An 18,310-nucleotide genomic window follows, 5' to 3' on the forward strand; every position below is an offset into this window, starting at 1 on the left:
TAGTTAATTAGTTGCGCTTATGTGGCAGAAGCCATAAAATAACGAGTAAAAGCAATTGCTACTGATGTCAATACTATAGACGCTTGCTAAAAAGGGACTTTATACTTCTGGTTATTTTATATAAGCCACTTCTTTGGCAGGGAAAATCCTGTCCAGGAGGCTGGCCAGGCGTAATTTGGTGTTCTTTTCTCTTTTTCGGATAGGAATGCCTGAAAAGCCAAATTCTTTCATCCTGGCAATATCCTGCTCAATGCTGCCGCCTTTTAAATAAGAACCCAGGAAAAATTGTGTGATGCCGACATTCCACTCTTCCTTGTTGCTCCAGTAATGGCCGATCCATTTATCTGCAGCCTGTAAGCCATACGTCTCCGCAAGGGCCACTGAGAGGGCAAACTGTTCAATTAAACGCCTTGTAACGTTTTCGCGGCACATGTCGTCGCAAATAGAAAGGGCCAGTTGCACAGCTTGCAGGTTGTTTTTCTGCGGAATAGCAACCACACCTGCATTCCACATAGTATGAGATTCAGTGATAGTTACTCCTCCAAAGCTTTTATCTCTAACCTGCTCCCACATCAACTTCTCTGTTTTACTTTTTAACTGTGAAAGTTTTCCCTCCTCCTCGTGCATCAGTGCACTTTCCTGAAGTGCTGCTTTAAGTCCTTTAATATCGTTGTATAAGAATGTATCCGAATCAAGGTAGATCAGGGAATTGCTATTACTGCTTAAAATAAAATGTTCCAAGGCCTTTATCTTGATTCGCCAGAAGAAGTCATGTTCTCCTTTCCAGCTTTTTAGCATTGCCTCAGTAACATGAATGATGTTGATCTTATGGCTAAGGCGCTCATAAAAGCTTGGTTGATCAGTATATACATTAATTGAATCCACTTCCTCCTGTTGCACAAGGAAAGACAACATGCAGAAATTAGCCTGGTAGTGATTTTTGATATTAGGGCCAAACGTCAGAAAAAGTAAATCCATTTTTGTGTAAGATTAAAGTAAAAGAGGTGCTTAAGTACAAGGGGCAGTGCTTAAAAATCAGCCCACATTTTAATGCCATGCAATTGAAGCTCAGCAGCTAGTGAATCAAAACCTTCTGTTGCTTCTGTAGGGGGCTGTTTTGATGCACTCAGTAAAGCAAAGTCGTTTTTCCAAAATGCTATAAAGGAGCTTAAAGAAGTAGGGGCACCACTTGATTTATATATAAATGTGCCTCTCTTTGCCTGCCGCTTTACTTGCTTTAAAAAGTCAGTAGTGAGTACAGCGTTATTGGCAACTACAACAACATATTCGCCCACAGAGATTTCAACCGCCTCCCGAAGTATAGCATGGAAGTTGAAAGTACCTGACGAATTTACATATCGGACAGGCATAAAAGTATGCTGAACCTGTACTAACCCTGAGGTGCTAACTTCAGGATCTGTGTGCATTGTGATCAGCTCAACAGGCGCTTCCTGCTGCAAGCATAGCTTTTGCCTGGTTGTTTCCCATACTTCCCTGTTCTGAGGTTGCAGGATGATCAAACTTATTTGAAGCGTTTGGTTTGCCTCGTACAGCTTCATGTACTTATAGAATGCACCAGCGGCATTGGTAAAAGAAATAGTGAAGCCTTCATAGCCATACAAAAAGCCCCGCTGTAGCACGTAGTTCTTAAAAAAAGAAAATACCCACTTGTAGTAACTTTTAAATGGCGAGGATTTCTTTAAAAACCTGTTTTCAGACGCAAAAAGGGAGGTGTAGGAATTTGATTTCGAGATAAGCTGCGCGATGGAATCATAGGAGTAATGGTGTAGCGTGCCTGCTATCTGCTGCACCTCCAGGCCCTCCGTCCGGACGTACTCATGCACCTGCAGGTTTGCAAAGCTTGTGGAACATTTATTATACAAGCGCAGCACCACGTCGTTGTCCCAGCCGCAGGCTCTAATATGCTTATTACGATAGTAGTTATGTCTCTTAAAGCTATAAACAGTTGTATCTGACAATTCCAGGTTTAAAAGTTCTGCCTTCAAATCATCAGCCAATACCTCGTCACTATCTATAGAAAGTATCCAATTATTAGCTGCAGATTGCGCCGCGAAATTTTTAAGGGGACCAAACCCTATGAAGGGTGTTTCAATAACTTTTACATTCTGAAATTGCTTTGCAATAGCAATGGTATTGTCTGTAGACCCATTATCCAGTACAATTACTTCATCAAAATCCTGAAGGGCGCTAAGGCAGGTGCTTAACAGTTTCTGGCTGTTTTTTGTTAGTACAGTTACTGAAATTAAATTGCCCATAAGCAGTTTGCCGCAGGTTTGTTAAGTGAGTTGATACTACAAAATTAAGGAGAAGCAGCTGAAGTACTGCGAAAAAAAAAGATGAACCACACTAAATTCTCTAAATGACGTATTAAGCAACAGAATAATTACTCTATTATCAGCCTGTGAGGTTATAACTGTTGCAACCTTGAAGCGGCAAGCAAGGTATGTAATTAAAATTTCTATATTTGCGTATAATACGCGATGGAGGACTTCACAAAAGTACAAAATCCAAGTAGATGAGCGAGCAAACAGGTAAACAGCTAAGTAAAGAGGAAAAAGACGCAAGGTTTGAGGCTGAACTTTTGCCTGTGCTGGACCCTCTGTACAATTTTGCCTACCGACTCACCCTAGACGAAGACGACGCCAATGACCTGGTGCAGGAGACGTATCTGAAAGCCTATCGTTTTTTTGACTACTTCGAGCAAGGAACTAATGCAAAAGCATGGCTGTTCCGAATCCTGAAGAACTCATTTATAAACGAGTTTCGGAAAAAGAGCAAACAACCTGCTAAGGTAGACTACAGCGAAGTTGAGGGATATTATAATTCCGAAGATGTAGAGGGTGAGAGTGGTGTGGCATCAACAACCGACATGCGCACAGAAAGTGTGCAGGATCTGATCGGGGATGAAGTAGCCAGTGCCTTGAATGCTTTGCCAGTCGACTTCAGGACAGTAATCATACTTTGTGATTTAGAAGGGTTTACCTACGAAGAAATGGCCAAAATACTGGACATCCCGATAGGTACCGTTCGATCCAGGTTGCACCGCGCCCGAAACTCTTTAAAGGAGAAGTTGGAAAAGTATGCTAAAAGCATGGGTTATAACAGTTAGTTAGAGATTTTAAGAGTTTGAGTAAAGATGGAATCGAAATTTACAGAAGTGTACCAAAAAACATCGGAGGAAGGTCACGACACAGATTGTGGTAAGGTATCCGATATGCTAGACCTCGTTATTGACGGGGAAGCAACCACTGAAGAAGAGAAATTTTTTAACGCTCACATTGAGGATTGTGTGAGTTGTTTCGAAAACCATCAGAAGCAAAAGCTGCTCAAAGGGATTATTAGCGGCCATCTAAAGCGCGTGATTGTGCCAGAAAGCCTGGCATTTTCTATCAAAGCGAAGATTCAAGAAACTTTATAACCCCTAATGCAAGGCAAGATCATCATCTTTTCGGCTCCATCCGGTGCCGGCAAAACTACCATTGTAAAGCATCTGCTCAGTATCAATCCTAATCTGAGCTTCTCTATTTCGGCTTGCACACGCGATAAGCGCGGCCGCACCGAAGAAAACGGTAAAGACTATTACTTTATTACCCCCGAAGATTTTAAAAAGAAAATCGCGAACGATGAGTTTGTTGAATGGGAAGAAGTATATGAGGGTGCCTTTTACGGAACCCTTAAGTCAGAAATTGAGCGTATCTGGAAAAGTGGCAAGCATGTTATTCTTGATGTAGATGTAAAGGGAGGTTTAAGTATAAAGCACTTTTACAAAGATCGCGCCCTGGCAGTTTTTGTGAAACCACCTTCCGTGGAGGAGCTTGCCAAGCGTCTGACTGCCCGTAACACTGATTCTGATTCAAGTATTTCGAGTCGTGTTTTTAAAGCAAAATTTGAATTAGGGTTTGAGGACCAGTTTGACAAGGTGATTGTCAATGATAATCTTGAAAAGGCCTTTGGAGAGGCTGAGAAACTGGTGAATGAATTCCTGAACGCAGAGCCGGCTATCGTATGAAAGTAGGCCTGCTGTTTGGCTCCTTCAATCCAATCCACATCGGGCACCTTATACTAGCCAATTTTATGGCAACCAACACCGATCTGGATACAGTGTGGCTGGTGGTTTCGCCTCAGAATCCGTTTAAGCCCAGTAATACGCTGCTGCACGAGTTCGACAGGCTGCACATGGTGTCGTTGGCGATTGCCGATAATCCAAACCTTGGGGTGTCGAACATAGAGTTCAGCATGCCTAAACCGAGCTATACGATTGATACCTTAACTTACCTACAGGAAAAGTATCCGAGCTATGAGTTTGTGCTGATCATGGGTGAGGATAATCTCCCGCTGTTCCCGAAGTGGAAGAATTCTGAAAGTATACTGCAGTACCATAAGGTTTATGTATATCCACGCTCCGGTTCCGTAAGTACTGAGATTCCGGATATGCCAAGCGTATCCTTTGTAAAAGCTCCCATACTTGATATATCAGCTACCTTTATCCGAAAGTGTATTCAGGAAGAGAAAAGTATAAAGTACCTGGTGCCTGACGAAGTGGCGGAATATATTAAAGTACACAAGCTGTATCAATAGCTTTAACATATTCCATTTCCCGACTACATGTTACGAGTAAGTGGAAAAGCAAAAGCCCCGCGAGTTATCTCGCGGGGCTTTTGCTTTAATTTTGAGTATCTTGATACGTTCTAAGGGAATCGTATTTAGATTGTCATGATCTCTGCTTCTTTCTTTGAAAGCAGTTCATCTATTTTTACGATATAAGCATCAGTAAGCTTCTGTACTTTAGCTTCCGCATCACGTACGGCGTCCTCTGACGTGCCTTCTTTCTGAAGTTTTCTCAAGCTGTCATTCACATCCTTACGAATGTTACGGATGCTGATCTTGCCATTCTCTGTCTCGTTTTTTACCTGCTTAACAAGATCACGGCGGCGCTCCTCTGTTAATGCCGGAATATTAAGGCGGATAGCATCCGCTTCTTGCTGAGGGTTAAGATTCAGGTCGCTGTTTTTGATCGATTTGTTGATCTCTCCGAGCATATTCTTCTCCCAAGGCTTGATCAGAAGTGTGCGTGCATCAGGAACAGCGATGTTAGCCACCTGTGAAATAGGAGTAGGTGAGCCATAATAATCAACGCGCAGGTCTTCTACCATAGCCGGAGATGCCTTGCCAGCACGAATTTTAGAAAGTTCAGAGCCGGTGTGTTGCACCGCTTTTTCCATAGACTCCTCAGCCTCGCTGAGGTAAAACTGAATTTCTTCCGTCATATCAATTGTAGCTTAAAAAAGTTCTGTTGAAACTATACGTATTGTTGCGCTGCAAAAATACTAATTTTTGTCAGTTTTGTTTAGAGCTCCTGATTCCAGCAGCTAATCAACCGGGTCAGTCAGCTCATTCATTGTTACCAGCGTACCGATTTCTTCACCCTGAACCAGACGCTTCAGGTTGCCGGGCGTGTTCATGTCGAACACAATAATTGGTAGGCCATTTTCTTTACAAAGCGTAAAAGCGGTCATGTCCATAACATTCAGCCCCTTTTCAAAAACGTCTTTAAAAGAGATATTTCTATAGAAGATAGCGTCCGGATCTTTTTCAGGGTCTGCAGAATAAATGCCATCTACCCGGGTTCCTTTTAATACTACATCTGCTTCGATCTCAATTGCCCGTAACGATGCAGCGGAGTCAGTGGTGAAGTATGGGTTGCCAGTACCGGCTCCGAAAATCACTACACGGCCTTTCTCCAGGTGGCGCACGGCACGACGACGGATATACGGCTCACATACCTGCTGTATGTTTAACCCTGAAAGCAAGCGTGTGTAAACACCTATTTTTTCAAGGGCACTTTGTAAAGCCATGCTATTGATTACGGTGGCAAGCATGCCCATGTAATCGCCCTGCACACGGTCTAAACCAACCTGCTCGGCCTGGACACCTCTGAAAATATTGCCGCCTCCGATTACTACAGCTACCTCAACGCCCATTCCGGATACTTCCTTGATTTCCTTAGCATACTGTATGAGTCTGTTTGAATCAATACCGTACTGCTGTTCTCCCATCAGCGCCTCACCGCTAAGCTTCAGTAATATTCTCTTATACTTCACGATCTATACTTTAATTGTTTGAGTTTAATCTATAGTTTCTGAGGGCAGACACGTGCTGCCCGTATGGCAACACAAAAAAGTTAAAATAGAATCAAAACCTGATTCTTTTCTACGTTTTGGCGGGCCTGTACTTTTATCTCCTTTACAGTGCCATCTCCGGGAGATTTTAGAATGTTCTCCATTTTCATGGCTTCCAGGATAAGGATCGGGTCACCTTTCTTTACTTCCTGGCCTGGCTGCACCTTTATTTCCAGTACAAGGCCCGGCATAGGAGCCTTCACATCATTTACCTTATTTGTATTAACGTCACTCATTCCCAGTTTGTCAAGCAGAAGGTCAAATCGATCCTTCACGTTTACTGTTTGTTTGATGCCGTTGATCTTAAAAGTAAAAGTTTTGGCTTGATAATCTGTCTCAACCAGTTCTGCGGTGTAAGACTTGTTATCCTTTATGATGTGGAAAGCGTTAGTGCTGATGGGCTGTATGTCCCAGCTAAAAGGTGTTCCGTTTAAAAGTATGGTTTCTTTTTGAATATCAACCTGCCATGTTTTGTCGTTAGCGGTTTTTATCTGGAGCATCTTGTATATGTAGTTTAGAGCTTAAAGGTAATTGATTTCTCACAGTATTTTTAGAACTTGACCTCAAAATTAAAACATTCCATCATGAATCATAGGTTTTTGAGTGTAGTCGGCTTGGTGGCAACATTGTCGTTTATGACTGGCTGTAGCGCAAATAAAGCAGCAGCAGATAAGAACACAGCAAGCGTAGCACTAAGTAAACCATCAGAACAGGCATCCGCTGACACAGTTCCTGTTTGGGCTCCCAAAAAACACGGCTTTAATCCGTCCCATACTTTAGAACACGATCTGATACACACAAAGTTACGTGTAAGCTTTGATTGGGAAAAGCAATATCTGAACGGCTTGGCGGAACTTACGCTAAAGCCGTACTTCTACCCGCAGAATACCCTTACGTTAGATGCAAAGGGAATGGACATCCATAGCGTAAGTCTCATGAAAGGATATGACGCTACTCCGTTGCAGTTTAAGTACGATGGGCAAAAGCTGATCATCGACCTGGACAAGACTTATACGCGCAGCGAAGAGTACACAGTTGAAATAGATTACACTGCCAAACCAAACGAACTTGCCGCTGGCGGTAGCGATGCAATTACGCAGGATAAAGGTTTATATTTTATTAATCCGCTGGGCCAAGAGGCAGGAAAACCACAACAGATCTGGACTCAGGGGGAAACGCAGGCAAACTCTGCCTGGTTCCCTACTATTGATGCGCCCAATGAGCGCATGACGCAGGATATTTACATTACTGTTGATCCGAAATTTACGACTTTATCAAATGGGGTTTTTATGTACTCGCGCCGGAACGCAGATGGTACTAAAACAGATTACTGGAAACAAGAATTGCCCCATGCTCCTTACCTCACAATGCTGGCTATTGGAGACTTTGCTGTAGTTAAGGATAAGTGGCGGGATAAGGAAGTAAGTTATTACGTGGAGCCTGCTTATAAAAGTACCGCAAAGAAAGTTTTCGGGAATACGCCGGACATGATGGAATTCTTCTCCAAAAAGCTTGGTGTAGTGTATCCTTGGCCAAAATATGCACAGGTAGTTGTGCGAGATTTTGTATCGGGGGCTATGGAGAATACATCTGCGTCAACATTTATGGAAGATTTGCAGATGAATGAGCGGGAACTGCTGGATAAGAATTGGGATGGTATCATTGCACATGAACTTTTTCACCAATGGTTTGGAGACTATGTAACGACAGAGTCGTGGGCAAATCTTCCGCTTAATGAGTCGTTTGCAAACTATGCAGAATATTTGTGGGCAGAGCATAAGTATGGAGAAGATGAGGCTGCTTATCTGCAACTAGATGAACTGAACCAATACCTGGAAGAGGCTGAGACGAAGCGGGAGCCATTGATCCGCTATTACTATGGTGACAAAGAAGACATGTTTGACAGCCACTCCTACGCTAAAGGAGGCCGTGTATTGCATATGTTGCGCAACTTAGTAGGCGATGAGGCATGGTGGGCATCGTTAAACCGCTACCTGACGCAAAATAAGTTCTCTGCGGTAGAAGTTGCAGAGCTGCGAATGGCTTTTGAAGATGTAACCGGAATGGATCTGATGTGGTTCTTTGATCAGTGGTTTATGAAGCCAGGGCATCCGGAGCTTAAAGTAGAACACAGCTACCAGAACGGGCAACTGAGCCTACATGTTATGCAGCAGCAGGATACAGCTTACATGCCTGTGTACCTTCTGCCTTTGGAGGTTGCAGTATGGGTAAATGGTAAAAAAACATTGCATCCAATCGTTGTTGATAAAGCAGACCAAACGTTTACAATTCCGGCAGCAGCACAGCCGCAGCTAGTAATTTTAGATCCGGCGCACCAGCTTCTGGGTACCATAGCACAGGAGAAGTCTAAGCAGGAACTGGTATACGAGTTTTACAATGCCAAGCACCTGGCTGCTAAACTGGAAGCTATAGAAAAGCTAAAGGAAATAAATCTGGCTGATAAAGAAGTTATCAAGCTTCTGACTGATGCACTGCAGGATAAGTACTGGGTAGTAAGGAGTGCTGCCATCAATGCCCTTAGTGGTTTAGAGGCTGAAAATGCTGCAGGTATAGTAGGAGAGGTACAGCGACTGGCGCGGCAGGATAAAAAAGGGGCTGTGCGGGCTGATGCTATCCTGGCACTGGCAAACTGGGGCGGAAGCAAGTATAAGGACTTGTTCGAGCAGGCCATGCAGGATAGTTCCTACCAGGTTGCCGCTGCTGGTATACTTGGGTATGCTGGAACAGGTGCACCAGACACCATGACTAAGATAGCACGCTTTGATAATGAGAAAAGTGCAGATGTTGTGATCGCTTTATCCACGTTGTACGCGCTGCAAGGTGGGGCTGAGAAATATGATTGGTTTATGAAGCAGGCGAAGAGTGCAAAGGGTGGAGCTTTATATTATTTGCTACAGAGTTTCGGTGCTTACCTGGCAACAAATCCAGATGCGAACACACCGGAAGTGATAGCGATGTTAAAGGATATTGCCCAAAATCACAACATTTACTATGTAAGGGGGGCAGCGTACCAGGCATTAATGGTTATGTCAGAAAAACCTGAAGTGAAGCAGATTTTGAGGGAAATCAAAGAGAATGAATCAGATACGCGTTTGCTGGAGATGTATAACTGAGCATGAAAATGTGCAGCAGTAGAAAAAAAAGAACTTTTTTTGCAAGAATATTTGACAGGAAAGAAAAAGCGGTTAATTTTGCATCTCCTTAGAACGAAGAACACGTCAGAAGTGCTTCTTTCAAAGGGAAAAGTTCTGCTGATTTAATTTGAAATTAGCGTATGGGGAGATTCCAGAGCGGCCAAATGGGACGGACTGTAACTCCGTTGTCTTACGACTTCGCAGGTTCGAATCCTGCTCTCCCCACAGAAAACTTTGAATAATTGAGTGGCTTAATTTTGATTGGTTTTTTACTCATTCAAAATTAAGCTATTCAAAATTTTAAAAGCGGGAGTAGCTCAGTTGGTAGAGCGATAGCCTTCCAAGCTATAGGCCGCGAGTTCGACCCTCGTCTCCCGCTCATTTTTTAAGAAGAGATTAATTTTAACTTACGGGTTTAATTTGGGAGGGATTTCATCTTGATGGATTTCCTTTTTATTGTAAGTTAAGATTTAGGCGCTTCGGGAAGTTTTAAGCCGACGTAGCTCAGGGGTAGAGTACTTCCTTGGTAAGGAAGGGGTCGTGGGTTCAATTCCCATCGTTGGCTCTAAGTCCGTTACGTGTAATTAAAAGCGCGACAGAAACTTAAACGTTTTAACCTTAATTTAATATCATACAATGGCTAAAGAAACATTTGACCGTTCCAAACCGCACGTAAATATCGGTACTATCGGTCACGTTGACCACGGCAAAACTACATTGACTGCAGCTATAACTACTGTATTGGCTAGCAAAGGTCTTGCTTCACTTCGTGACTTCTCTTCAATTGATAACGCTCCTGAAGAAAAAGAAAGAGGTATTACTATCAATACATCACACGTTGAGTACGCTACAGAAAACCGTCACTATGCACACGTTGACTGCCCAGGTCACGCTGACTACGTGAAGAACATGGTTACTGGTGCTGCTCAGATGGACGGTGCCATTCTTGTGGTTGCTGCGACTGATGGTCCAATGCCACAAACTCGTGAGCACATCCTTCTTGCTCGTCAGGTAGGTGTTCCTCAGCTTGTAGTATTCATGAACAAAGTGGATATGGTGGATGACCCAGAGCTTCTTGAGCTTGTTGAAATGGAAATCCGTGAGCTACTTTCTTTCTACGATTTCGATGGCGATAACATTCCTGTAATTCAGGGTTCTGCACTTGGTGGCCTTAACGGTGATGCTAAGTGGGTGAAGACTATCGAAGATCTAATGGATGCTGTTGACAACTGGATTCCAATTCCAGCTCGTCTGACTGACCTTCCATTCTTGATGCCGGTTGAAGACGTGTTCTCAATTACAGGTCGTGGTACTGTTGCTACAGGTCGTATTGAGCGTGGTGTAATCAACTCTGGTGAGCAGGTTGACATCTTAGGTATGGGTGCTGAGAACTTGAAGTCTACAGTTACTGGTGTTGAGATGTTCCGTAAGATTCTTGACAGAGGTGAAGCTGGTGACAACGTAGGTCTATTACTACGTGGTATTGAGAAAACTGATATCCGTCGTGGTATGGTTATCTGTAAGCCAGGTTCAGTTAAGCCTCACACACACTTCAAAGCTGAGGTTTATGTTCTTTCTAAAGAAGAAGGTGGACGTCACACTCCATTCTTCAACAAGTACCGTCCACAGTTCTACTTCAGAACGACAGACGTTACTGGCGAGATCATCCTTCCAGAAGGTGTAGAAATGGTTATGCCTGGTGATAACATCACTATCGAGGTGAAACTGATCAACGCTGTTGCAATGGAGAAAGGTCTACGTTTCGCTATCCGTGAGGGTGGTAGAACAGTAGGTGCCGGTCAGGTAACTGAAATCCTTGACTAATTACTATGTTACAAACCCGTTCTTGAGAAGTTTTTTAAGAACGGGTTTGTTTTCATAAAAGATTTATATAAATTTGCACTCCATTTGATAAAAATGGCGTGCATTTTTTTACGGGTGTAGCTCAATTGGTAGAGTAGTGGTCTCCAAAACCATTGGCTGGGAGTTCGAGTCTCTCCACCCGTGCAATTAAAACTATCTGGATAGCGAAGAAATGAGCAAGGTTAGAAACTACGTAAGTGAAACAGTTGAGGAAATGAGAGACAAAGTCTCCTGGCCCTCTTATTCTGAATTACAGAATAGCTCTGTATTGGTACTAATTGGTTCTCTGATTTTTGCTATAGTAGTTGGTGCTATGGATTTGGTTTTCGATTCTGGCCTGACGTGGTTCTACAACCAGTTTTAAAAAGGACGCTATGGCTGATTTAAAATGGTATGTGGTTCGCGCGGTAAGCGGACAGGAGAAAAAAGCGAAAGCTTATCTCGAAAATGAAATTGTAAGGCAAAACCTTGAAGAGTATGTCCCGCAAGTGCTTATACCAGCTGAAAAGGTATACGAGATGCGCGGAGGCAAAAAGAGGATCAGAGAACGTAACTTCTTCCCAGGGTATGTGTTAGTGCATGCTGATCTTTCACATGGAGAGGCTGAGCACATCATTATAAGCACTCCTGGTGTTATTGGCTTTTTAGGTGCTAACGATAGTGCCGCTAACAAGAAGCCTGTTCCCCTTCGTCAGTCAGAGATTAACAGGATCTTAGGAACTGTTGATGAGGCTGAAGAGCAGGCGGAGGTACTGGATACGCCATTCATCGTTGGTGAAACAGTGAAAGTAATGGATGGTCCTTTCAGCGGATTCTCTGGAACAGTAGAGGAAGTATTTGAAGAGCGTAAGAAACTGAACGTAATGGTGAAAATCTTCGGAAGAAACACACCAGTTGAGTTGAATTACATGCAAGTGGAAAAAGAATCGTAGTAAATACAAATAATGGCAAAGGAAATAAAAGGTTATCTGAAACTTCAGATAAAGGGAGGTGCCGCGAATCCATCGCCACCGGTTGGACCTGCACTTGGTTCTAAAGGTCTTAACATCATGGAGTTCTGTAAGCAGTTTAATGCAAGAACTCAGGATAAGCCTGGACAGGTGTTACCAGTATTGATTACAATATATGCAGACAAGTCCTTCGACTTCGTGGTGAAAACTCCACCTGCTCCAGTATTGTTAATGGATGCTGCTAAAATTAAGGGTGGTTCTAAAGAGCCAAACCGTAACAAAGTAGGTTCAGTTACATGGGATCAGGTAAGAGAGATTGCTGAGACTAAGATGCCGGATTTAAATGCGTTCCAGATAGAAGCAGCTATGAAAATGGTAGCTGGTACTGCTAGAAGCATGGGTATCACAGTGTCGGGTAATGCTCCGTGGAACGAATAATTAGAGTTAAAGGATAATGGCGAAGATTTCAAAAAATAGAAAAGCAGCTTTGGAAAAAGCTGACTTGACAAAAGAATATTCTTTAACAGATGCCGCTTCAGTAGTAAAGGATATTACCTTCACTAAGTTTGATGCCTCTGTTGATATCGATGTTCGTCTTGGTGTTGACCCTCGTAAGGCAGACCAGATGGTACGTGGTATCGTTACACTACCTCACGGTACTGGTAAAGATGTTAAAGTGCTGGCACTTGTTACTCCTGACAAAGAGCAGGAAGCAAAAGATGCTGGTGCTGACTTTGTAGGTCTAGATGATTATATTCAGAAAATCGAAAAAGGATGGACTGATGTTGATGTGATCATTACAATGCCTGCAGTTATGGCTAAAGTAGGTCGTTTAGGTAGAATATTAGGTCCTCGTAACCTGATGCCTAACCCTAAGTCAGGAACAGTTACGCAAGACGTAGCGAAAGCAGTGAAAGAAGTTAAAGCTGGTAAGATCGACTTTAAAGTTGATAAGTTTGGAATCATCCACACCAGCGTAGGTAAGGTTTCCTTCACTACAGAGCAGCTTGCTGCTAACGCAGCTGAGGTGATTCAGACACTAAACCGTTTGAAGCCTTCTTCTGCTAAGGGTACATACATAAAGAGCATAACATTGTCTAGCACAATGAGCCCGGCCGTAATCGTTGACAAGAATTCAGCTATCTAAGAAAATGACCAGGGAAGAAAAAGAAATAATTGTACAGGACCTGAGCGAGAAGTTAGCCAACACGAACTACTTCTATATCACTGATGCGTCTAAAATGACGGTAGCAGGTGTGAACGCATTCAGGAGAATGGCATTCGATAGAGGTATCGAGTACAAGGTTTACAAGAACTCATTAATCAAGAAAGCCCTAAACAACTTAGAGGCTGACACAACTGAGCTTGAAGAGGTTTTGAAAGGCGCTTCCGGTATCCTGTTCTCTACTGAGTCAGGCAATGCCCCTGCAAAACTAATCCAGGACTACAGAAAGAAGGGAAATACGCTTCCACTTCTTAAGGGTGCCTTCATTGATAGCGGTTTATACATTGGCGAGGAGCAGCTTAAGGCGCTTTCTGAGATCAAGTCTAAAAATGAGCTTATCGGTGATGTTATTGGTTTACTACAGTCTCCAGCTAAGAACGTTATTTCAGCGCTTCAAAGCAGTGGCGGTAAGTTAGCCGGTATCCTGAAAACATTATCAGAAAAAGAATAAATTCTAAAAACGTAATCAATAAGTAACTTTTAATTTCAATAAAAATGGCAGATTTGAAAGCATTCGCTGAGCAGTTAGTAAACTTAACTGTAAAAGAGGTTAACGAACTAGCTACTATTCTTAAGGATGAGTATGGCATCGAGCCTGCTGCTGCTGCTCCAGTTATGATGGCTGGTGGTGCTGCTGAAGGTGGTGCTGCTGCAGAAGAGAAAACGTCTTTCGACGTAATCCTTAAGTCAGCCGGTGCTCAGAAACTAGCAGTAGTTAAGCTTGTAAAAGAGCTTACTGGTCTTGGTCTGAAAGAGGCTAAAGAACTAGTTGATGGCGCTCCAAAAGCTCTAAAAGAAGGTGTTGCTAAAGACGAAGCAGATTCACTGAAGAAATCTTTGGAAGAAGCTGGTGCTGAAGTGGAGGTTAAATAATCTCACTTCATCAACATACCGACAACAGGTAGACCTGGCATATTAGTCAGGTCTTTTCCTGTTTGTATATGGATTCATTTTTGAATCCTTTTTTGCCCACAGCTGTTTTGGACTCTGTGTGCCCTTAAGTGATTGTAAACGTAAAACTTCAAGGCTTTGGCTAAGAATAAAACGACAGATCGAATCAATTTTGCCTCTATTAAACCTGTAATAGATTATCCTGACTTCTTAGATGTTCAGGTACAGTCATTTCAGGACTTCTTTCAGTTGGAGACTCCAGCTGAAAATAGAGCTCAGGAAGGCTTGTTTAAGGTATTTGCCGAGAACTTTCCTATCTCCGATTCACGCGAGAACTTTGTACTGGAGTTTATCGATTATCATATAGATCCTCCAAAATATTCTGTTGATGAAAGCATCGACAGGGGTCTAACATATTCAGTTCCGTTGAAAGCGAAACTTCGTCTTATCTGTAATGATGAGGATAACGAAGATTTCGAAACAATTGAGCAGGAAGTTTTCTTAGGGAATATTCCTTATATGACTGAGAAAGGCTCATTTGTTATTAATGGAGCCGAACGTGTAATTGTATCTCAGTTACACAGATCACCAGGTGTGTTCTTTGCTCAGAGCAAGCATACCAACGGTACAAAGTTATACTCTGCCCGAATCATTCCTTTCAAAGGATCTTGGGTTGAGTTTGCGACAGACGTGAATAACGTGATGTACGCGTACATTGACCGTAAAAAGAAATTCCCGGTTACTACATTGTTACGTGCCATCGGTTATGGAACTGACAAGGATATCCTGGATCTGTTTGGCTTATCAGAGGAGGTTCCTGCGAATAAGACGAACTTAAAGAATTCTGTAGGAAGAAAGCTTGCTGCACGTGTTCTTAGAACATGGACAGAAGACTTCGTAGATGAAGATACTGGTGAAGTTGTTTCTATAGATAGAAATGAAGTGATCCTGGAGCGTGACTCTGAAGTTACTCCTGAAGATGTGGATGTAATTTTAGATTCAGGTGTGCAGTCAATCATTCTTCACCGTGAGAATGTAAACATTGCTGATTACGCTATCATCTATAATACACTTCAGAAGGATAACTCTAACTCTGAGCAGGAAGCAGTAGAGCAGATCTACCGTCAGCTTAGAAACACAGAGGCACCAGATGTTGAAACAGCTCGCGATATCATCCAGAAGTTGTTCTTCTCTGATAAGCGTTATGACCTGGGTGAAGTTGGCCGATATAGAATAAACAAGAAGCTAGGTCTTGATACAAACTGGGATGCTAAGGTTCTGACGAATGAGGATATCGTACTGATCGTGAAATACCTGATCGGTCTGATAAACTCTAAAGCTGTAGTGGATGATATTGACCACTTAAGTAACCGTCGTGTAAGAACAGTAGGTGAGCAGTTGTATGCACAGTTCGGCGTAGGTCTGGCTCGTATGGCCAGAACTATTAAGGAGCGTATGAACGTGCGTGACAATGAAGACTTCAAGCCTGTTGACCTTATTAATGCGCGTACACTGTCTTCTGTGATCAACTCGTTCTTCGGAACAAATCAGCTGTCTCAGTTCATGGACCAGACGAACCCACTTGCAGAAGTGACGCATAAGCGTCGTGTATCTGCTCTTGGACCAGGTGGTCTGTCAAGAGAGCGTGCCGGTTTCGAGGTACGTGACGTTCACTATACTCACTACGGACGACTTTGTACGATTGAAACTCCGGAAGGACCAAACATTGGTTTGATATCCTCTCTTTGCGTGCATGCAAGAGTAAACCACATGGGCTTTATCGAAACTCCTTACCGCAAGGTAATTGAAGGTAAAGTACAGGTGGATGGTACTGTAGAGTATCTGACAGCAGAGGAAGAAGATACACACCACATCGCTCAGGCAAATGCCCTGATTGATGATAAAGGTAACTTCCTTAATGAAAGAGTAAAAGGTAGATTCGAGGGTGACTTCCCTGTAGAAGAGCCAAATATCTATACATACATGGACATTGCGCCAAACCAGATTGTATCTGTGGCGGCGTCCATGATTCCATTCCTGGAGCATGATGATGCAAACCGTGCCCTGATGGGTTCAAACATGCAGCGTCAGGCAGTACCACTTCTGAAGCCACAGGCTCCGATTGTAGGTACAGGTCTGGAAAGAAGAGCAGCAATTGACTCAAGAGCACTTGTAATCGCCGAAGGTGATGGAGTGATCGATTTTGTTGATGCTACTAAGATCGTTGTGAAGTATGATCTGTCAGATGATGAGAAACTAGTTTCGTTTGATGCGGAATTTGTGACTTATAACCTGATCAAATTCAGAAGAACTAACCAGGATACATGTATTAACCTGACTCCACTTGTGAGAACAGGGCAGCGTGTAACGAAAGGCGAGCCACTTTGTGAAGGTTATGCTACTAACAATGGTGAGCTTGCATTGGGTAGAAACCTGCAGGTAGCTTTCATGCCATGGCAAGGATACAACTTTGAGGATGCGATCGTAATCTCAGAGAAGGTTGTTCGCGATGATGTGTTTACTTCAATCCACATTGAAGAGTTTGAATTAGAAGTTCGTGAAACGAAAAGAGGTGAGGAAGAATTAACTTCTGAAATTCCAAACGTAAGCGAAGAAGCTGTTCGAAACCTTGATGAGAATGGTATCATCCGTTTAGGAGCAGAAGTAAAAGAAGGAGATATTCTGATTGGTAAGATCACACCGAAGGGTGAAACAGATCCAACACCAGAAGAGAAACTTCTTCGTGCCATCTTTGGTGATAAAGCAGGTGATGTGAAGGATGCTTCGCTTAAGGCGCCTCCTTCATTGAATGGTGTTGTAATTGACACTAAGTTGTTCTCAAGACCTAAGAAAGACAAAAACCTTCGTGCTAAGTCTAAGAAAGAGGTAGAAGAGCTAAAAGTAAAGTATGGCAAAGAGCTGACTGCTATCAAAAATGTGATGGTAGATAAGCTGGTTGCATTACTTGAAGGCAAAACTTCACAGGGTATTAAGCATAAGTTTGGAGACGATATACTTTCTAAGGGAGTTAAATTCACTAGAAAGAACATCATTGAAGCTCTTTTCCCTGAGAAGAACCCATATAAAGACGAGAGCAACTACGCTGTGCCTGAAGAGGTGAACATGTTCAAAGATCTTATTCTGGAGAACTGGACAAGCGATGACAAAGCGAACAAGATGCTGGTTGAGCTTGTTAAGAACTACAATAAGCGTAGAAACATCGTTTCAGCACACTTTAAGCGTGAGCGATTCACGTTAGAAGTTGGAGACGAATTACCGGCTGGTATCGTGCAGCTTGCTAAAGTTTACATTGCTAAAAAGCGTAAGCTTAAAGTAGGTGACAAGATGGCTGGTCGACACGGTAACAAAGGTGTTGTAGCAAGAATCGTTCGTGAGGAAGACATGCCGTTCTTAGAAGACGGAACTCCAATGGATATCGTATTGAACCCACTTGGTGTACCTTCCCGAATGAACATCGGACAGATATATGAAACAGTGTTAGGATGGGCCGGCCTTAAATTAGGCAAAACCTATGCAACACCTATCTTCGACGGAGCTACTGAAGAGCAGGTGTCAGCTGAGCTGGCAGAAGCTGGTCTTCCAATATTCGGTCGTTCCTATCTGTTTGATGGACTAAGCGGAGATCGTTTCGATCAACCAGTTACAGTAGGTGTAATATACATGCTGAAACTTGGTCACTTGGTTGACGATAAGATGCACGCCCGTTCAATCGGACCATACTCATTGATCACGCAGCAGCCACTAGGTGGTAAAGCTCAGTTTGGTGGTCAGCGTTTCGGTGAAATGGAGGTGTGGGCGCTTGAGGCATTTGGTGCGTCAAACGTGTTGCAGGAAATACTTACAGTAAAATCAGACGACGTTATTGGCCGTGCGAAAGCGTACGAGGCAATCGTTAAAGGTGATGTACTTCCAAAGCCAAATATTCCTGAATCATTCAATGTATTGATTCACGAATTAAGAGGCCTTGCGCTTGAAATCACATTAGAATAGTAAAGTTTAACGCTA

General features: G+C 43.0%; 18 protein-coding genes and 4 tRNA genes. 17 read left to right on the forward strand and 5 right to left on the reverse strand.

The window, feature by feature from the left end:
• Positions 1-111: 111 nt before the first annotated feature.
• Both ACSX1A_RS19440 and ACSX1A_RS19445 read right to left on the reverse strand, forming a co-directional pair.
• Positions 112-978, reverse strand: coding sequence for a hypothetical protein (locus tag ACSX1A_RS19440; protein ID WP_439881302.1), 867 nt, complete (start codon positions 976-978; stop codon positions 112-114).
• A 50-nt stretch (positions 979-1,028) separates the two neighbouring features.
• On the reverse strand, positions 1,029-2,276 hold the full coding sequence (locus ACSX1A_RS19445) for a glycosyltransferase family 2 protein (protein ID WP_439881303.1): 1,248 nt from the start codon (positions 2,274-2,276) through the stop codon (positions 1,029-1,031).
• 260 nt (positions 2,277-2,536) lie between these two features.
• On the opposite strand from ACSX1A_RS19445, the gene ACSX1A_RS19450 reads away from it, so the two are divergent.
• Genes ACSX1A_RS19450 through nadD form a run of 4 tightly spaced genes read left to right on the forward strand, consistent with a single transcriptional unit; the run spans position 2,537 to position 4,599 of the window.
• On the forward strand, positions 2,537-3,130 hold the full coding sequence (locus tag ACSX1A_RS19450) for a sigma-70 family RNA polymerase sigma factor (RefSeq protein WP_377503338.1): 594 nt from the start codon (positions 2,537-2,539) through the stop codon (positions 3,128-3,130).
• A gap of 27 nt (positions 3,131-3,157) precedes the next feature.
• On the forward strand, positions 3,158-3,439 hold the full coding sequence (locus tag ACSX1A_RS19455; RefSeq protein ID WP_439881304.1) for a zf-HC2 domain-containing protein: 282 nt from the start codon (positions 3,158-3,160) through the stop codon (positions 3,437-3,439).
• 6 nt (positions 3,440-3,445) lie between these two features.
• Positions 3,446-4,030 carry a guanylate kinase gene (gmk, locus tag ACSX1A_RS19460; RefSeq protein WP_439881305.1) on the forward strand — a complete coding sequence of 195 codons (585 nt, stop codon included), beginning with the start codon at positions 3,446-3,448 and terminating at the stop codon, positions 4,028-4,030.
• On the forward strand, positions 4,027-4,599 hold the full coding sequence (gene nadD, locus ACSX1A_RS19465) for a nicotinate (nicotinamide) nucleotide adenylyltransferase (protein ID WP_439881306.1): 573 nt from the start codon (positions 4,027-4,029) through the stop codon (positions 4,597-4,599). The genes gmk and nadD overlap by 4 nt, the downstream gene beginning before the upstream one ends.
• Before the next feature lie 125 nt (positions 4,600-4,724).
• On the opposite strand, the gene frr is transcribed toward nadD, so the two are convergent.
• The 3 genes from frr to ACSX1A_RS19480 all read right to left on the reverse strand — a co-directional run bounded on the left by frr (position 4,725) and on the right by ACSX1A_RS19480 (position 6,700).
• Positions 4,725-5,288: a ribosome recycling factor gene (gene frr / locus ACSX1A_RS19470; protein WP_439881307.1), complete on the reverse strand. Its 564-nt coding sequence runs from the start codon at positions 5,286-5,288 to the stop codon at positions 4,725-4,727.
• Between the two features lie 102 nt (positions 5,289-5,390).
• Positions 5,391-6,122 carry a UMP kinase gene (pyrH, locus tag ACSX1A_RS19475; RefSeq protein ID WP_439881308.1) on the reverse strand — a complete coding sequence of 244 codons (732 nt, stop codon included), beginning with the start codon at positions 6,120-6,122 and terminating at the stop codon, positions 5,391-5,393.
• A gap of 80 nt (positions 6,123-6,202) precedes the next feature.
• Positions 6,203-6,700 (reverse strand): acetyl-CoA carboxylase biotin carboxyl carrier protein subunit, encoded by a 498-nt coding sequence (locus ACSX1A_RS19480; protein WP_439881309.1) that lies wholly within the window; start codon positions 6,698-6,700, stop codon positions 6,203-6,205.
• Between the two features lie 84 nt (positions 6,701-6,784).
• Between ACSX1A_RS19480 and ACSX1A_RS19485 the strand changes: the two genes are divergently transcribed.
• The 13 genes from ACSX1A_RS19485 to rpoB all read left to right on the forward strand — a co-directional run bounded on the left by ACSX1A_RS19485 (position 6,785) and on the right by rpoB (position 18,295).
• Positions 6,785-9,334, forward strand: coding sequence for a M1 family aminopeptidase (locus ACSX1A_RS19485; RefSeq protein ID WP_439881310.1), 2,550 nt, complete (start codon positions 6,785-6,787; stop codon positions 9,332-9,334).
• Between the two features lie 163 nt (positions 9,335-9,497).
• A tRNA-Tyr gene (locus tag ACSX1A_RS19490) sits at positions 9,498-9,580 on the forward strand.
• 81 nt (positions 9,581-9,661) lie between these two features.
• Positions 9,662-9,734 (forward strand) — tRNA-Gly (locus tag ACSX1A_RS19495).
• Between the two features lie 114 nt (positions 9,735-9,848).
• A tRNA-Thr gene (locus tag ACSX1A_RS19500) sits at positions 9,849-9,920 on the forward strand.
• 71 nt (positions 9,921-9,991) lie between these two features.
• Positions 9,992-11,179 carry an elongation factor Tu gene (tuf, locus tag ACSX1A_RS19505; protein ID WP_439881311.1) on the forward strand — a complete coding sequence of 396 codons (1,188 nt, stop codon included), beginning with the start codon at positions 9,992-9,994 and terminating at the stop codon, positions 11,177-11,179.
• A 110-nt stretch (positions 11,180-11,289) separates the two neighbouring features.
• Positions 11,290-11,362, forward strand: a tRNA-Trp gene (locus ACSX1A_RS19510).
• Positions 11,363-11,390: 28 nt separating this feature from the next.
• Positions 11,391-11,582: a preprotein translocase subunit SecE gene (gene secE, locus ACSX1A_RS19515; RefSeq protein WP_439881312.1), complete on the forward strand. Its 192-nt coding sequence runs from the start codon at positions 11,391-11,393 to the stop codon at positions 11,580-11,582.
• 10 nt (positions 11,583-11,592) lie between these two features.
• Complete coding sequence (nusG, locus tag ACSX1A_RS19520) at positions 11,593-12,150, forward strand: transcription termination/antitermination protein NusG (protein WP_439881313.1); 558 nt, start codon at positions 11,593-11,595, stop codon at positions 12,148-12,150.
• 12 nt (positions 12,151-12,162) lie between these two features.
• Positions 12,163-12,606, forward strand: coding sequence for a 50S ribosomal protein L11 (gene rplK, locus ACSX1A_RS19525; RefSeq protein ID WP_439881314.1), 444 nt, complete (start codon positions 12,163-12,165; stop codon positions 12,604-12,606).
• A 16-nt stretch (positions 12,607-12,622) separates the two neighbouring features.
• On the forward strand, positions 12,623-13,315 hold the full coding sequence (gene rplA / locus ACSX1A_RS19530) for a 50S ribosomal protein L1 (protein WP_439881315.1): 693 nt from the start codon (positions 12,623-12,625) through the stop codon (positions 13,313-13,315).
• 4 nt (positions 13,316-13,319) lie between these two features.
• Positions 13,320-13,844, forward strand: a complete 525-nt coding sequence (gene rplJ / locus ACSX1A_RS19535) for a 50S ribosomal protein L10 (protein ID WP_439881316.1) — start codon at positions 13,320-13,322, stop codon at positions 13,842-13,844.
• Between the two features lie 44 nt (positions 13,845-13,888).
• Positions 13,889-14,266 (forward strand): 50S ribosomal protein L7/L12, encoded by a 378-nt coding sequence (rplL, locus tag ACSX1A_RS19540; protein ID WP_439881317.1) that lies wholly within the window; start codon positions 13,889-13,891, stop codon positions 14,264-14,266.
• 156 nt (positions 14,267-14,422) lie between these two features.
• Positions 14,423-18,295 carry a DNA-directed RNA polymerase subunit beta gene (rpoB, locus tag ACSX1A_RS19545; protein WP_439881318.1) on the forward strand — a complete coding sequence of 1,291 codons (3,873 nt, stop codon included), beginning with the start codon at positions 14,423-14,425 and terminating at the stop codon, positions 18,293-18,295.
• Positions 18,296-18,310: the final 15 nt, after the last annotated feature.

The organism is Pontibacter sp. MBLB2868, assembly GCF_051904785.1.
In the GTDB taxonomy this organism is placed as follows: Bacteria; Bacteroidota; Bacteroidia; order Cytophagales; family Hymenobacteraceae; genus Pontibacter.

Coding starts and splice junctions, on each gene's coding strand:
- ACSX1A_RS19455 (WP_439881304.1), top strand. CDS start 3,158: ATGGAATCGAAATTTACAGAAGTGTACCAAAAAACATCGGAGGAAGGT.
- ACSX1A_RS19445 (WP_439881303.1), bottom strand. CDS start 2,276: ATGGGCAATTTAATTTCAGTAACTGTACTAACAAAAAACAGCCAGAAA.
- rplA (WP_439881315.1), top strand. CDS start 12,623: ATGGCGAAGATTTCAAAAAATAGAAAAGCAGCTTTGGAAAAAGCTGAC.
- ACSX1A_RS19480 (WP_439881309.1), bottom strand. CDS start 6,700: ATGCTCCAGATAAAAACCGCTAACGACAAAACATGGCAGGTTGATATT.
- ACSX1A_RS19450 (WP_377503338.1), top strand. CDS start 2,537: ATGAGCGAGCAAACAGGTAAACAGCTAAGTAAAGAGGAAAAAGACGCA.
- frr (WP_439881307.1), bottom strand. CDS start 5,288: ATGACGGAAGAAATTCAGTTTTACCTCAGCGAGGCTGAGGAGTCTATG.
- rplK (WP_439881314.1), top strand. CDS start 12,163: ATGGCAAAGGAAATAAAAGGTTATCTGAAACTTCAGATAAAGGGAGGT.
- ACSX1A_RS19485 (WP_439881310.1), top strand. CDS start 6,785: ATGAATCATAGGTTTTTGAGTGTAGTCGGCTTGGTGGCAACATTGTCG.
- nusG (WP_439881313.1), top strand. CDS start 11,593: ATGGCTGATTTAAAATGGTATGTGGTTCGCGCGGTAAGCGGACAGGAG.
- nadD (WP_439881306.1), top strand. CDS start 4,027: ATGAAAGTAGGCCTGCTGTTTGGCTCCTTCAATCCAATCCACATCGGG.
- ACSX1A_RS19440 (WP_439881302.1), bottom strand. CDS start 978: ATGGATTTACTTTTTCTGACGTTTGGCCCTAATATCAAAAATCACTAC.
- gmk (WP_439881305.1), top strand. CDS start 3,446: ATGCAAGGCAAGATCATCATCTTTTCGGCTCCATCCGGTGCCGGCAAA.
- secE (WP_439881312.1), top strand. CDS start 11,391: ATGAGCAAGGTTAGAAACTACGTAAGTGAAACAGTTGAGGAAATGAGA.
- rplJ (WP_439881316.1), top strand. CDS start 13,320: ATGACCAGGGAAGAAAAAGAAATAATTGTACAGGACCTGAGCGAGAAG.
- tuf (WP_439881311.1), top strand. CDS start 9,992: ATGGCTAAAGAAACATTTGACCGTTCCAAACCGCACGTAAATATCGGT.
- rplL (WP_439881317.1), top strand. CDS start 13,889: ATGGCAGATTTGAAAGCATTCGCTGAGCAGTTAGTAAACTTAACTGTA.